Origin of the sequence: Acinetobacter sp. SH20PTE14 (genome assembly GCF_021391555.1) — a bacterium.
Taxonomy (GTDB): Bacteria; Pseudomonadota; Gammaproteobacteria; order Pseudomonadales; family Moraxellaceae; genus Acinetobacter; species Acinetobacter amyesii.
The window spans coordinates 316955-332296 of the sequence record NZ_CP090067.1 but is presented as its reverse complement, the minus strand read 5'-3'; the positions used below and the strand labels follow the sequence as shown (position 1 = coordinate 332296).

At 42.2% G+C, this 15342-nt stretch carries 10 protein-coding genes; 1 reads left to right on the top strand and 9 read right to left on the bottom strand.

What is annotated here, in order from left to right; genetic code table 11:
* Positions 1-5 precede the first annotated feature (5 nt).
* From gltB to LXF01_RS01495, 9 genes are all read right to left on the bottom strand, one after another.
* Positions 6-4481, bottom strand: coding sequence for a glutamate synthase large subunit (gltB, locus tag LXF01_RS01535; protein ID WP_233944945.1), 4476 nt, complete (start codon positions 4479-4481; stop codon positions 6-8).
* A 445-nt stretch (positions 4482-4926) separates the two neighbouring features.
* Positions 4927-5766, bottom strand: coding sequence for a hypothetical protein (locus LXF01_RS01530; protein WP_180173217.1), 840 nt, complete (start codon positions 5764-5766; stop codon positions 4927-4929).
* A 7-nt stretch (positions 5767-5773) separates the two neighbouring features.
* Entirely contained in the window at positions 5774-6856 is a 1083-nt protein-coding gene (gene aroB, locus LXF01_RS01525) for a 3-dehydroquinate synthase (protein ID WP_180173216.1), read from the bottom strand.
* A gap of 14 nt (positions 6857-6870) precedes the next feature.
* Positions 6871-7416 carry a shikimate kinase AroK gene (gene aroK / locus LXF01_RS01520; RefSeq protein WP_078189378.1) on the bottom strand — a complete coding sequence of 182 codons (546 nt, stop codon included), beginning with the start codon at positions 7414-7416 and terminating at the stop codon, positions 6871-6873.
* A gap of 36 nt (positions 7417-7452) precedes the next feature.
* A complete protein-coding gene (gene pilQ / locus LXF01_RS01515) occupies positions 7453-9567 on the bottom strand; it encodes a type IV pilus secretin PilQ (protein WP_233945411.1) in 2115 nt (704 codons plus the stop codon).
* Between the two features lie 61 nt (positions 9568-9628).
* On the bottom strand, positions 9629-10156 hold the full coding sequence (locus tag LXF01_RS01510) for a pilus assembly protein PilP (protein ID WP_078192530.1): 528 nt from the start codon (positions 10154-10156) through the stop codon (positions 9629-9631).
* Positions 10153-10875: a type 4a pilus biogenesis protein PilO gene (locus LXF01_RS01505; RefSeq protein ID WP_233944944.1), complete on the bottom strand. Its 723-nt coding sequence runs from the start codon at positions 10873-10875 to the stop codon at positions 10153-10155. The genes LXF01_RS01510 and LXF01_RS01505 overlap by 4 nt, the downstream gene beginning before the upstream one ends.
* Entirely contained in the window at positions 10872-11558 is a 687-nt protein-coding gene (locus LXF01_RS01500) for a PilN domain-containing protein (RefSeq protein WP_078189382.1), read from the bottom strand. Before LXF01_RS01500 ends, LXF01_RS01505 begins: the two co-directional genes overlap by 4 nt.
* Positions 11558-12616: a pilus assembly protein PilM gene (locus LXF01_RS01495; RefSeq protein WP_078192532.1), complete on the bottom strand. Its 1059-nt coding sequence runs from the start codon at positions 12614-12616 to the stop codon at positions 11558-11560. Before LXF01_RS01495 ends, LXF01_RS01500 begins: the two co-directional genes overlap by 1 nt.
* A gap of 165 nt (positions 12617-12781) precedes the next feature.
* Between LXF01_RS01495 and ponA the strand changes: the two genes are divergently transcribed.
* Positions 12782-15322 (top strand): penicillin-binding protein PBP1a, encoded by a 2541-nt coding sequence (ponA, locus tag LXF01_RS01490; protein WP_233944943.1) that lies wholly within the window; start codon positions 12782-12784, stop codon positions 15320-15322.
* Positions 15323-15342: the final 20 nt, after the last annotated feature.

The following is a 15342-nucleotide window of genomic DNA, read 5'->3' as shown; positions in this document are numbered from 1 at the left end:
TGGAATTATTGTGGATCAGCTTGAGTTGTTTTCAACAAAGTCTGCAAATTAGCAGCTTTTGGTTTCACAAGCCAGAATTTGCGGCTATAGAAGTCAAACTCGTTGCGGATCTTATACGCCCAAGCACTACCTGTTTCTTTAATATGTTCATCTAAGATACGGCACAAGAACTCTTTGTGTTCTTCCATTGATTCTGTAGAGATACGGTTCAATTCAATCAGTTCGTGGTTGTAATGGTCAACAAAGTCATTGTCGAGGTCGAGCACATAAGCGAAACCGCCTGTCATACCCGCACCAAAGTTATGACCCACTTTACCCAATACCGTCACGATACCACCCGTCATGTATTCACAGCAGTGGTCGCCTGCACCTTCAATCACAGCAAACGCACCAGAGTTACGTACTGCAAAACGCTCACCTGCTGTACCTGCAGCAAACAATTTACCGCCGGTTGCACCATATAAACAGGTGTTACCAATAATCGCAGTATTTTGCGTTTGGAACGGTGAACCTTTCGGTGGGAAGATCGAGATACGACCACCAGCCATACCTTTACCCACGTAGTCATTCGCATCGCCTTCTAGGCTGATGTGTAAACCACCTGCGTTCCAAACACCCAATGACTGACCTGCAGTCCCTGTTAATTTAACTTTAACAGGGTGCGCTTCCATACTGAGGTTGCCATAACGTTTTGCAATCTCACCCGAAATACGCGCGCCAATTGAACGGTCACAGTTACCAATAGTGAAACCATATTCACCGCCTGTACCTGCCTCAATCGCTGGCAGCATTTCTGCCACCATTTTTTCAGCCAAGAGGCCTTTATCAAATGGTGCATTACCTTGTACTTCACAGTACTGTGCTTTGCCTTCAGCCGCAGGATGCGATTGGAGCAATGCGCTCAAATCAAGGTGTGCATGTTTTTCAGTTTCACCCGGAAGCATTTCCAGTAAATCTGTACGGCCAATCAAATCTTTCAGACTTGCAACGCCTAGCGCTGCTAACCATTCACGTGTTTCTTCCGCAATAAAGTGGAAGAAGTTGATCAGCATTTCAGGCTCACCGATATAGTGTTCCTGACGTAAATGATCTTGTTGTGTTGCAACACCGGTCGCACAGTTGTTTAAATGGCAAATACGTAGGTATTTACAACCCAATGCGATCATCGGTGTAGAACCGAAACCAAAACTTTCAGCTCCTAGAATCGCTGCTTTCACAACATCTAGACCCGTTTTCAAGCCGCCATCAGTTTGTACACGGACTTTGCCACGCAGGTCATTCACACGTAGCGCCTGATGCGCCTCAGATAGACCAAGCTCCCATGGAGAACCTGCATGGTGAATTGAAGAAAGTGGAGAAGCCGCTGTACCACCGTCATAACCAGAAATGGTAATGAAGTCTGCGTATGCTTTTGCCACACCTGCCGCAATCGTACCAACACCGGGCTCAGAAACCAGCTTAACTGACACCATCGCCTGTGGGTTAACCTGTTTTAAATCGAAAATTAACTGTGATAAATCTTCGATTGAGTAGATGTCGTGATGCGGCGGCGGAGAAATTAATGTCACACCCGGTACTGAGTAACGTAAACGTGCAATTAAGCCATTCACTTTACCGCCCGGCAACTGACCACCTTCACCTGGTTTTGCACCTTGTGCCACTTTAATTTGAAGGACTTCTGCAGAAGTTAGATATGCAGGGGTCACACCAAAACGGCCAGATGCAATTTGTTTGATTTTCGAGTTACGAATAGTGCCGTAACGCGCTGGGTCTTCACCGCCCTCACCTGAGTTCGAGCGACCACCAATGGTATTCATAGCGATTGCAATAGCTTCGTGCGCTTCAGGTGATAATGCACCTAAAGACATACCTGCAGAGTCAAAACGTGGCAGAATTTCTTCTACGGATTCAACTTGATCGAGTGCAATCGATTGATCTGTTTTTAGCTTAAATAAGTCACGAATCGTCGCGATTGGACGGTTATTCACTAGCTCTGCGTATTCTTTAAAGTCCGCATAATTACCAGAACGCACAGATTTATGCAGCGCATTGATCACGTCTGGGTTAAATGCGTGATATTCCTTACCGAATACAAATTTAAGCATACCGCCTTGATCGATTGGCTTACGTGATTTCCACGCCAAATCTGCCAATTTTTTCAAGTCATTTTCTAGATCAGAGAATGTTGCGCCTTTAATACGGCTCGGTACGCCAGTAAAACATTTTGCAACCACTTCATCAGAAAGGCCGACTGCTTCAAACAACTGACCGCCACGGTAAGAGGCAACAGTAGAAATACCCATCTTAGAAAGTACTTTCAATAAGCCTTTCTCAATACCTTTACGGAAGTTCGCTTGCGCATGGATTGGGTCACCCAACAACTCGCCTTTCGCGATTAAGTCATTGATCACGTCATAAGCTAGGTACGGATAAATCGCTGTCGCACCGAAACCAAGAATCACCGCAAACTGGTGTGCATCACGTGCCAAACCAGTTTCGACAATAATGTTGGCATCAGTACGAAGACCCACATTGATTAAATAGTGGTGAACCGCGCCAGTTGCCATTAAGGCATTGGCAGGTAAGAAACCTTGACGGATTTTCTTATCAGACAATACAAGTAATGTTTTTCCATCGCGAATCGCTTGTGCTGATTCTTCACAAATACGCGCGATAGCAGCTTCTAAGCCTTCATCTTCTGCATAGTTCAGGTCGATGTCTGCAATTTCGTAACCTTTACGGCCAAGGGTACGGATTTGATGCATTTTCGAATTTGACAATACTGGGCTTGAAATGATCAGACGATCTGCATGCTCTGGACCTTGTTCAAATACATTTTGTTCACGGCCGAGGCATGTCTCTAACGACATTACGATCGATTCACGTAATGGATCGATTGGCGGATTCGTAACCTGAGCGAACTGCTGACGGAAGTAGTCAGACACATGGCGGACTTGACGAGACAATACTGCCATTGGCGTATCATCACCCATTGAGCCCACGGCTTCCTGACCGCTTTCAGCAATTGGACGAAGCAATTGGTCACGTTCTTCAAATGTCACCATGAACATTTTTTGTGAAGCTTTCAGGTCATCACCTTTTAAGCCTTGATCACATAAATATTCTTCTAGCTCTGGACTGCCTTGCACACGTACTGAGTTTTCACGTAACCACTGACGGTACGGACGCATACGTTTGAGGTGATTACTCACATCTTGAGTATCGAGCATTTTGCCGGTAAAGGTATCAATCACCAAGATTTGACCCGGACCGACACGACCTTTAGACACAACGTCTTCAGGTTCATAACCCCAAACACCAATTTCTGATGCCAATGTGATGTAACCATTTTTGGTAATTACCCAACGTGCTGGACGTAAACCATTACGGTCAAGCATACAAATCGCATGACGACCATCTTGAATTACCAGACCTGCTGGACCATCCCAAGCTTCCATATGTTTCGAGTTGAATTCGTAGAATGCACGTAAGTCCGCATCTAAAGTTTCAACGTTTTGCCAAGCTGGTGGAACCAACATGCGCAGCGCACGGAACAAGTCCATACCGCCGCCGACAAGGATTTCCAGCATATTATCTAAGCTTGAAGAATCCGAACCTGTACGGTTTACAATTGGATTTAGCTCAGTTAAACCTGGCAATAATGGGTTTTCAAATTTTGGTGTACGTGCCATCGCCCAGTTACGGTTGGCGGTAATGGTGTTAATTTCACCATTGTGTGCTAAGTAACGGAACGGCTGAGCCAATGGCCAACGAGGCAAGGTATTAGTTGAGAAACGCTGATGGAATACAACAATGTGTGACTTTAAACGCTCATCAGCAAGATCGGTATAGAAATCAGCAATGGCTGCTGGCATCATCAAACCTTTATAGCTGATCACAGTTGAGCATAAAGTGGTTACATAGAAATATGGGTCAGCAGTCAGCTGTTGTTCTGAACGACGACGTGCCATCACCAACTTACGGTTGAATTCAACCTCTGAAACACCCATTGGGCAATTCACGATAATTTGTTCAAATGCTGGCAATGACTGCATCGCGATTGAACCCAACGCATCGTTATTGGTTGGCACAACACGCCAAGCGATGACTTTACAACCTTCGTCTTCGATTTCTTTGGTTAAAATTTGTTTTGCATGTGCGGCTAATGCAGGGTCTAGGTTTAGAAATACCGTACCCACAGCAAAGATTTCACTCAATGTAATGTCACTGAGTTTTTTCGCTTCTTCACGGAAAAATTCTTTTGGCATAGCAAGGAGTAGACCACAGCCGTCACCGGTTTTACCATCTGCGGCAATACCACCACGGTGGGTCATACAACTTAAACTATGCATTGCGGTTTTGACGAGATCATGGCTTGCATCACCCTGCATATGGGCGATTAAACCGAAACCACAGTTATCTTTAAACTCATCCGGTTGGTATAAACCTTGAGCGGGAGCTACAGTATTAGGCGATGGCATGTGCATAGCGTACCCTTCTTTTCTTTACAGCTCTTTCGAGCACTTAACAAACTAATTTCTTGTTGCGATTCGTCTTAACTTACTCACATGAATTGTTCTGTCGAGCAAAATTATTTCTTATTCACACCCTTAAGATAAACCGAATTCATCTTAGATGCATGAATAAAAGTCAAATTTTCTGCTTTTGCAGTTCAGATCAGGGATAACGACTGGATTAATGACTTCGCACTTTTATCGAATCATTTTCGCGCCAAAACAGGGAGAAAAGTTCAATTTACGCACCAATTAAGCAATTTATATGCCAACTTGATGCATTTTCTCCTAAGATGGCTGATTACAAGCATTTTTTAGTTATAACAAATAATTCAAATTGTTATTTTTTTATTTTATGCACTTTTTCTGTGCAGTTTAAGCTTTTCCTAAGACGTCTTGCGCTATTTTAGAACTAATTAAAAGGATCGGTTACTTCTTGTTCTAGCGGTGCAGGTTTTGGACGTGGTGCATCTACACTACTTTGTGATTTTTGCACATCAATCACATTTCCTTCAGCATCACGACGTGTCACCGTAGTACTTGTCGTTGCATTAGTTGGTGTTGTTACCGTCGCTGCAGCCGCTGCTTTTCGTGCGGCGATTTGAGCTTCATCAATTTTCGGTAAAGGCACAGATTTTAATTTAACAGCATATAACTTTTGACTCGACGACATTTCTTCCGTGCCTAAATCATTCACATATGCTTGATATTGTTTAAATTCCACAACTTCAGGTTTGATTGAAGCAGGCAAAGCGATGTTGAGGCTCGACATTGCAGCTTTGGCATCATTTTGCGACGAATATGGTCCAGTTAAAATGACGTATTGCTCAGGATGGTCTTCACCTGAAAGACGTAGATAAATAAATTTATGACGCTCAGGCTGCTTGCGTAAGAAACTTTTTAAAATATCTTCCTCAGAAACCCGAAATAATTCAACACCATAAAGTTTGGCAGAATCATTGATAAATTTAGTGCCGCGAAATTCTGGCTCATGTTGAGCTGTAGCAACCACACGGGTCGTCATATCAAGTGGACGTACTTCTTCATTTAATGCACCAAGATGGGACATTGCTGCCACTTTCTCTGGCTGAATTTGCAAATCCACTTCGGTTTCCGCTTGCTTTTCAACTTCAACCAATTCTTTGGTATCTGTAATCGCCCAGAAAACCAATGCAGCGAACAGACACACAGCTCCACCCACCAACCATGCGTAGTGATGAACTTTTTGCCATTGAGACTGCCGCGCTGCCATGATGTACCTACTCTGCCTGATTTGCCAAAATTGCCTGTTTCATTAACTCAACATCAAACTCTTTGGTGATGATGGCCTGACCTAATGATTTCAGTAAAATAAGTCGTAATTGCCCATTCAATACTTTTTTATCATGAGACATATACGCCAAAAAATCCTCTAGCGGAATTTTAGGGCAAACTATCGGTAATTGTGCACGTAAAATGATTTTTTTTGTACGTTCTAAATCTTCAGCAGTGATCCAACCCATACGCTGGGACAAATCTGCAGCCATTACCATCCCTGTTGCAACGGCTTCACCATGTAACCATTCACCATATCCCAAGTACGATTCAATCGCATGACCAAAGGTATGACCCAGGTTTAATAACGCACGTTCGCCTTGTTCTTTTTCGTCATTGGCCACAATACGCGCTTTATGAGCACATGAACGATAAACCGCTTCAGCCAACAAGGTTGCATCACCTGCAACTAAAGCATCCATATGCTGTTCAAGCCAAGCTAAGAATTCAACATCACCTAACAATGCATATTTGATCACTTCGGCCAAACCTGCAGAAAGTTCACGCGCCGGCAAAGTTTTTAATTGCGCCATATCCGCAAGGACCACTTGGGGTTGTTGAAAGGCACCAATCATGTTTTTACCCAGTGGATGGTTAATCCCGGTTTTTCCACCGACACTTGAATCCACTTGAGACAGCAAAGTCGTCGGCACTTGAATAAAATATACACCGCGTTGATAGCATGCAGAGGCAAAACCGGTCATATCTCCAATAACACCACCACCTAATGCCAAAACCGTACAATCGCGGTTAAAGCCTGCTTCGAGCAAGGCATCAAAAATTAAATTCAAATGGTCTAAATTTTTATACTTTTCACCATCAGGCAAAATACATGTCGCAACAGTTTTCCCTAATGCCTCAATTGCTTCTACATAATGTTTTAAATAGAGCGGGGCAACTGTGGTATTAGAGACAATCATCACTTGTTTACCCTGAATATAAGGCTCAAGTAAAGTTTGTGGATTAAGGTCACTCCCAATAAAAATAGGGTAGCGACGATCACCGAGTTCAACATGTAAGGTTTGCATGAATTTAACCTTTTCTAACGAGATATATTTTGTGAAACAATTAAATTAAAAATTTTTTGCGCAAGATCTCTCGCCGCACCTTGATTGGTTTCAATAATATAGTGGGCGACTTCACGATAAAGAGGATCACGGGCAGCCAATAAATCTCGTAGCTTTTGCTCTGGATTTTCCACTTGAAGAAGTGGGCGATTTTTGTCGCGGTAGGTTCGTTGTAACTGAATTTCCACCGGAGTATATAGATAAACAACAATACCTCGTTGTTTTAAAAATTCACGATTTGGGGGCTGAGTCACAGCACCACCGCCAGTCGCCAAGACCAGTTGTTTCTTTGCAGTTAACTCATCAATGACATTCGTTTCACGACTTCTAAAGCCTTTTTCCCCTTCCTTTTCAAAAATCCAAGGAATGGTCGCACCTGTTTTACGTTCAATTTCATGATCACTGTCTAGAAATTCACGTCCTAACAATTCTGCTAAATGTCGCCCTACGGTTGTTTTTCCTGCCCCCATTGGCCCTACCAAATAGATATTTGGTAGGGTTTCAAACTCTTTGCTTGGCAAGGAGTCACCTATTTCTTTTGTTAAATTGAAAATATATTAATGATTTCTCGTAACACTGTCATTAACAATTCGCGGAGTAACAAAAATCAGTAACTCATTTTTTGCATCGCTTTTCATATCTTTACGGAATAAGCGACCCACATAAGGAATATCACCTAAGAACGGTACTTTAGTTTGCTTACTTTGTGTTTCCTGATTAAAAATACCGCCGAGCACAACAGTTTCACCATTGTTGACTAAGACATCGGTATTAATTTCATTTTTATTCAGGATGATTTCACCATTTTGTGCATATCCTGCTGGTGAGTCGCTCTTGATATTCAGCTTCATTTGCACTTTACCATCTGGAGTAATGCTAGGCGTGACATCCAGACTTAATAAAGCTTCTTTAAACTCGGTAGAAGAAGTCGCATTTGAACCTGTACCCGTTGTGGTTTGATATGGAATTTCTTGACCTGATGCAACTTTGGCGGGTTGTTTATCCGCTGTCAGTACCTTTGGTGTAGAAATGACTTCACCATAACCATCCGCTTGTAAAGCAGAAAGCTCTAAATCCAACATAAAATCAGAAAGACTAATTAAGCCGAACGCAATTCGACTGGCACCTGCGGTAGTCACCCCTAAGTCCACGTTTAAGTTACTTGGACGTTGAATAGTATATTTCCCATCATCATCCGGTGTTTTTAAGTCCCAAAGCGTAGTATCACTACCACCCACCAATAAATGGTCATTTTGGTTAATCCCTTGAGACAAGAGACCCCATTTCACACCCATTTCTTTGGTAAAGTCAGTAGATGCTTTTACAATACGTGCTTCAACCATGACCTGCTTGACTGATACATCAAGCAAATCCACCATCTTACGAATCTGATCAATGTTTTGCGCGGTATCATTAATAATCAGTGTATTTGTACGCGTATCTGCAGAAATCGTTCCGCGTGGACTTAACAAATTACCCCGATCATCATCAGCATTATTACTATTATTTGACGAACCGCTATTACCCGCAGTTTTAGACTGCGTAATCAGCTTCTCTATCTCAGCTGCTTTTGCATAGCTCAGCGTTAAATATTCAGTCTGTAATGGTGCCAACTTCATACTTTGACGTAAGGCTTTTGCTTCTTCTTCTTCCGCTTTAATCAACTCAGATACAGGCGCAATCCAAATCACATTACCATTACGACGTTTGTCCAAATTCTTGGTTTTCAATACGATATCTAGTGCTTGATCCCAAGGCACATCTTTTAAGCGAAGTGTAATATTCCCTTGCACCGTATCAGCAGCAACCATATTGATTTCAGTGAAATCAGCCAAAAGTTGCAGCACACGACGTACTTCAATATCTTGGAAGTCTAATGAAATCTTCTTACCGATATAATGATTGGCAGCTTTAGGACGTAATGGATTCTTATCTTCCGGACGTTTCAAACTTACCGTTAATTTATTATCAGTTTGGTACGCCATATATTCATAGCTACCCGTCGACTGAATGGTAATCACACCATTACCGCCATCATTATGTGCATCTACCGTTGCAACAGGTGTTGCAAAATCATTGACATTTAAACGGCGAGTCAAATGTGCAGGTACTTTATTGCCTAAAGTACGGATCACCACTTTACTGCCTTGCTGTTGAACATCAACAGGGGTGTTTCCACCCAGTAAATCAACAACAACTTGACCTTCACCATTAGAACCACGGTGGAAACCAATATTTGAGATGCCCTGTTGCTGACGTTGTGCTACAGGCTGTACATAATTTGCAGCTTGTGCAGAGTTAATTTTTAAAATAAAGGTATTACCTTCAACACGCGTGGTAAAAGCGCCAGCATTGGCTAAATTCACAGTTAAGCGCGCACGTTGTGCATCCGAACTCACATCCACAGTGCTCGCTTCAGCCGTTGCCACAGGAATTGAACTTTGTTTTAAATTTTGCTGTGCTTTATCAAAATCTAAAACTAGTCGTGATGGTTGATCGAGTTGATAAGCTTGTGGTTGTGGCGGCAAGCCATTAAACATCACGCGAATTTCAGTCCCTTGACCTGGAATTTGCATTGGTACCACATTGGTTACACTCACCTGAGCATTGGCAACTTGCATCATCGCCATTGCAACAGCCCCCATCGAAAACTGACGAAACACATGATTCATTGTATTGCCATCCCCAAAAATAAAATCTTGTACACTATTCTTCATTTTTATTCCTTTAAGCTTAAGGTGCTGGTCCAATTAATATGAGACTTCTAGGACGCTCTACATATCCTTCTCGCCCATCCGGAATAATCTCAATCAAATCAATTTGAGTCGGGGTAATATTTACCACTCGACCATGATTGAGCCCCATATAACTTCCACGTTGAATACGCTCAACTTCACCATCAGGTGTCTGAATCAAGGCTAATATTTGCCCAGATTGGTTACGCATACTACCCTTCATATTCAGGGTTTCGAGTGCATAACTCTCCAAAGGTTGAGGCTGACGGCTCAAGTTTGGATAAACACGCTTACCTGCCATGATTTTAAGTTCTGCTGCCAATGAACTTGGCAAGAACGGACTTTTTAAAGAATGCGCCGCATAATTAAAAGTCTCGACAGGTACAAAATCTGGCGCAGGTTCAATCGCTAGTGGCGCTTGATTGCGTATATTTGCCATCTCTTGATTGACCACATCAATACGTGATTCACAACCAGCCAATACAAATCCAACCATCACAGAAAGTGCCAATTTATTCATTTTCATTTTGGAGCCTCCTGTGTGCTTGCTGAATCTGCAGCTTTTGCAGCACTTTCAGTATTCCCTTCATAACGATATGTTTTTGCAGAAATCACATAGTCAATTTTTGGAATATCTGAGTTCTTTTCTTTATTTTCAGTTGCTGTAATCGTTAAATTATGCAAAGTCACAATCCGTGAAAGCCCCGCAATACTACTTACAAATGAACCAAAGGCGTGGTAATCACCTGTTGCCTCAATATGAATTGGCTGTTCAGTAAAGAACTCTTGCTTCACTTCAGGCTCAAGACGAATCATTTTAAATTTCAATCCAGAATTCACGCCTGTTAAGTTGATATCTTCAACCAAACCTGGAATTTCAGTTTCTTTCGGCAATTGTTCTAACTGTTGATTAAAACGTGCTTCCATATCCTGCAACTGCAATTGATATTGTTGCAAATTACGTAGTTTTGAATCTTTTTCACGAAACTCATTTAACAAATTTTGTTCTTGTGCATTGGCACTTGAAATAGCTTCAATCTTGCCTTTAATCGCCAAGAAATAGCCCAAAATTGCCACAAGGATAATGATAAAAATCCAACATGTAATTTTGACTGAAATTGGCCAACTACCATAGTTATTCGGATCTAGCGTATTGAACTGCTGTACAAACTTATCAAAAGTCATTTTCTTTTTCGGAATGACCACAGCATCTTGATTCAATTGTTCAAATTCATCACGACTCATTTTGCAGCCTCCGGAGTTGGTGTTGCTGCTGTTTGTGCGTCAGATGTTTGCGCCGATGAAGCTGACTGTCCTGCATTTGCTGCTGGATCATTAATGGTCGGCTGCGCAATTTGCTCCAAATCAGCAGTCACAGTAAATGCACCATAAGATTCTTCTACGCGAGGAACCACTGACGTCGGTGCTTTGTCTTTTTTCTCTTCCGCCACAAGGAATGAGCTCATGAAGGCATTACGATACCAAGGTGATGCTTCCAAATTACGCAGTAGATCTGCAACAGTGTTTGGACTTTCCGCACGCCCTTCGATCATAAATTTGTCGCCATTACGTTCAAATTTTGTGATGTACATATTGGCAGGTGTCACACGAACCAATTCATCTACAAGATGTACAGCGATTGGACGTTGACCTTGTAAGCCTTGAATCAACTTCATTCGTTCAATAATAGCATTACGCTGTTCTTGTAAACCATCCAAAGACTTTAATTGAACATCTAGGTTTTGGTTATGACTGATAATCAATTGGTTCGCTTGTTCTTGATCTTTTAATTTGTGATCAAAGTACAACCATGTTAAACCAACCCCAATTACCCCAATTAAGAAAGCCCCAATACAAAGTGCAATAAATTCTTTTTTTCGTTTCTCTCTTAGCTCATCACGCCAAGGGAGCAAGTTAATTTTTGCCATTAATCAAAACTCCTCAATGCTAGACCGCATGCCACCATGAGTGATGAGGCATCATTTTCAATTTTTTTAATATCAATTTGAGGTGAAAAACCCATTTGTAAGAATGGATTGGCAATCGTGACGCGGTAACCCAATTTTTGTTGAAGTAATTTTGCAAGCCCCGGAATATTGGCATTCCCCCCTGCCAATAAAATATGGTCAATTTCGTTGAACTGTGAAGATGAGAAAAAGAACTGTAAAGAACGTGCTGCTTGTTGAACGACAGCTTCTAAGAAGGGTTCTAAGACTTCGATATCATAATCATCTGGCAAGGCACGTGTTTTTTTCGCTCGACCTGCTTCCTCGAAAGACAATGCATAGCGATTTTGAATTTCCTGTGTCAATTGTTTGCCACCAAACACTTGCTCACGGGTATAAATCACTTTGTTATTCTGCATGACAGATAAGGTCGTCATACTATGACCAATATCTAAAATACCCACGGTATTCACACCCATTGGCAAAGTATCTGAGAAAACTTTAAATGCATTTTCAATTGCAAAGCTTTCTACATCACCAATTTTTGGTGTAAGACCAGCAAGCTGAATGACTTCCGCACGCGCTTCAACATTTTCAATACGCGTAGCGACAAGCAAAACATTGACACGATTTGGGTTGGACAGACGATCTGGCAAGACCTCAAAATCAAGGCTCGCTTCATCAAGTGGGAACGGAATATATTGCTCAGCATCATCACGAATCTGAATTTCACGTTCATCATCGTTCATATCTGCGTCCATTTCGATGATTTTTGTAATCACCATCGACGTTGGAACCGCCAAAGCTGCATTAGTGGTCTGCGTATTGGCCAAATTAATTGCGCGCTCTAAACAGTCACCGACAGCTTCCGGATTCAATATGTTCTTTTCAACAACACTTCCTTCTGGTAATGGCACCAAAGCATAGCTTTCTACCCAATACCGCCCACTCTTTACAGAAAGTTCCAAAACCTTAACAGAAGTCGAACTAATATCTACTCCTATTAACCCCTTATTTGGCTTACGATATAACCTGAGCACAATATAATTCCTATTATTTTTTTATCCCCAAAAAAATTAACCCACTAATTAGCATTGGTCTATAATTTTATACAGATACAATAACTCATCTAACAATCCGTATATCGAAAGGATATACTGACCACCAATTAGTTTGCCATTAGCTCTTATTAAAACTTACTTGTTATGAAAAAGCTATCTTGTTCAGGCCTTGTTCATCCATTTTTTTTGGCCATTATTATTGTTTTGGTCGCAATTCCAATGGGTTTCTATGGCATGTATCTCTATATTGCCCCGTCTTTGCCTGAAATGTCCATCTTAAAAAAGGCTCCATTATTAAAACCATTGCAAGTTTATAGTGCTGATAATGAGCTGATTGCAGAATATGGTGGCAAACTTTCGGTTCCTGTAGAGTACGACCAAATCCCGTCTCATTTCATTCATGGCTTTTTAGCTGCGGAAGATTCTTCATTCTTTGAACACAGCGGAATTAGTTTCAAAGGATTGGGGCGTGCCGTCAGTGAAAGTATTACAGGCTCAGATGTGCAAACGGGTGGTTCAACCATCACCATGCAGGTTGCAAAAAACTATTATCTGACTCCAGAGCGTACTTTAAAACGTAAACTAACCGAAGTTTTCCTTGCTCGAAAAATTGAACAAAATCTAAGTAAGGAAGAAATTTTAACGCTGTATGTTAACAAAATCTTTTTGGGCAAAAATGCATACGGGATCGCAGCAGCTGCAAAAATTTATTATAACAAGAGCTTGCAAGATTTGAGCTTGGCTCAAATGGCAATGATTTCAGGCCTCCCCAAAGCACCATCAAAATATAATCCTGTAGCCAATCCAAAACGTGCTTTAGAGCGTCGTAATTGGATTTTAGGACGTATGTTGCAATTGGGTTATATCAATCAATCGGAATATCAAGAAGCAATTGCTGAACCAATTAATCTCGATATGCCTGACCGCGGAGTTAGCAACAAATTCCCCTATGTCGGGGAAATGGTTCGCTCTGAGCTCGTAGAAAAGTTTGGCGAACAAGCGACAGATTCTGGCTATAAAGTCTATACCACCATCAACAGCCAACGCCAAGCCTATGCTGAGCAAGCTGTGCAAGATGGTCTTGAAGCTTACGATAGACGACATGGTTGGCGTGGTGCAGAAGCACATGATGAGCCATTAAAAAACTTTATTCCATATGCTAACACTTATCCTGCCGAAGTCACTAAAGTCAACAACACCAGCATCGAAGTGTTGATGCAAGACGGCAGTAGTGTGACTGTTCCATGGTCAGGTCTGTCTTGGGCACGTCCCTATCGCAATGCCAATAGTGTAGGCAATGCGCCAAGCAAAGCCTCACAAATTGTTAAAGTAAAAGATATTATTCGCCTACGTCCGAATGCTGATAAAAGCTCATGGGCTTTGGTGCAAATTCCAAAAGCGCAAGGTCAATTGATCGCACTCAACCCCAATAATGGTGGCATTGAAGCCATTGTCGGTGGTTATAATTTTTATCAATCTAAATTTAACCGTGCTCTACAAGGCTGGCGTCAGCCGGGTTCAACCATTAAACCCTTTGTTTATGCTTTAGCACTTGAACGCGGTATGACTCCATACTCCATGGTCAATGACAATCCAATTACGATTGGCAAATGGACGCCTAAAAACTCTGACGGTCGCTATTTGGGGATGATTCCTCTACGCCGCGCCCTCTATTTATCACGTAACACAGTTTCAGTTCGCTTATTACAAGTCGTCGGGATTGAACGTACTCGCCAATTATTTATGGATTTTGGTTTGCAAGAAAACCAAATTCCACGTAACTACACCATTGCTTTAGGTACCCCACAGGTATTGCCGATTCAAATGGCGACAGGTTATGCGACATTTGCCAACGGTGGATATCGTATTCAACCGCACTTTATTAGCCGTATTGAAGATGCTTATGGCAAAGTGATTTATCAAGCCAATCCTGAATATGCATGTATTCAATGTATCAATCAAAAAGACGAAGTTGAATCAGCAGATCCGACCACGCCGGATGATGAAGTGATTGAAGTCACTAATCAGGATAATAAACCTGCTGAATCGAAAATTTCAGATACTGAAGCAGCAAACTATAAGCAAGCTCAGCGAATTTTGAAGTCGAGTTCGGCCTTTGATATGGCGAACATCTTGCGTGACGTGATCCAACATGGTACAGGTCGAGCGGCTTTAAAAATTGGTCGCGGAGATTTAGGCGGTAAAACCGGTACAACCAATGACGCAAAAGACGCGTGGTTTGCTGGATTTAATGGAAAATTAGTCACTGTGGCTTGGGTCGGTTTTGACCAACCCTCTACCTTAGGTCGTCGTGAATATGGTGGTGTTGCAGCTCTGCCAATTTGGTCAGATTTTATGGCGAAATCACTCAAAGGCACACCTGAAGCTTGGGTGCGTTTAGACACCCATGCCAAGAATCCAATCAACCGTAATTCAGCTAAAGCGACTCAAGGTCAACCTGAACAAGATCGTGCAGCAACGCCACCAATGGCTCAACCGCTGTATCGTCCTGCTCCTGTTGCACCGAAGCCGCAGGCTTCGCAAAATGATTTTGACGACCTTCCTGGGTCTACTGAAACCAATCTTGCACCGACTCGAACTGCGCCTCCGCCAATGCAGCCTAAACCACAAGGTGCAGAGCATAAAACGGACGCACTTGATCATCTCATCGATCAAGTTCAGTAAATACTGCATAAAAAAAGCCC

What these genes read in the sequence shown, in the direction of transcription:
- gltB (WP_233944945.1), bottom strand. Translation starts at nt 4,481, where the DNA reads ATGCCATCGCCTAATACTGTAGCTCCCGCTCAAGGTTTATACCAACCG.
- LXF01_RS01530 (WP_180173217.1), bottom strand. Translation starts at nt 5,766, where the DNA reads ATGGCAGCGCGGCAGTCTCAATGGCAAAAAGTTCATCACTACGCATGG.
- aroB (WP_180173216.1), bottom strand. Translation starts at nt 6,856, where the DNA reads ATGCAAACCTTACATGTTGAACTCGGTGATCGTCGCTACCCTATTTTT.
- pilQ (WP_233945411.1), bottom strand. Translation starts at nt 9,567, where the DNA reads ATGAATCATGTGTTTCGTCAGTTTTCGATGGGGGCTGTTGCAATGGCG.
- LXF01_RS01510 (WP_078192530.1), bottom strand. Translation starts at nt 10,156, where the DNA reads ATGAAAATGAATAAATTGGCACTTTCTGTGATGGTTGGATTTGTATTG.
- LXF01_RS01505 (WP_233944944.1), bottom strand. Translation starts at nt 10,875, where the DNA reads ATGAGTCGTGATGAATTTGAACAATTGAATCAAGATGCTGTGGTCATT.
- LXF01_RS01500 (WP_078189382.1), bottom strand. Translation starts at nt 11,558, where the DNA reads ATGGCAAAAATTAACTTGCTCCCTTGGCGTGATGAGCTAAGAGAGAAA.
- ponA (WP_233944943.1), top strand. Translation starts at nt 12,782, where the DNA reads ATGAAAAAGCTATCTTGTTCAGGCCTTGTTCATCCATTTTTTTTGGCC.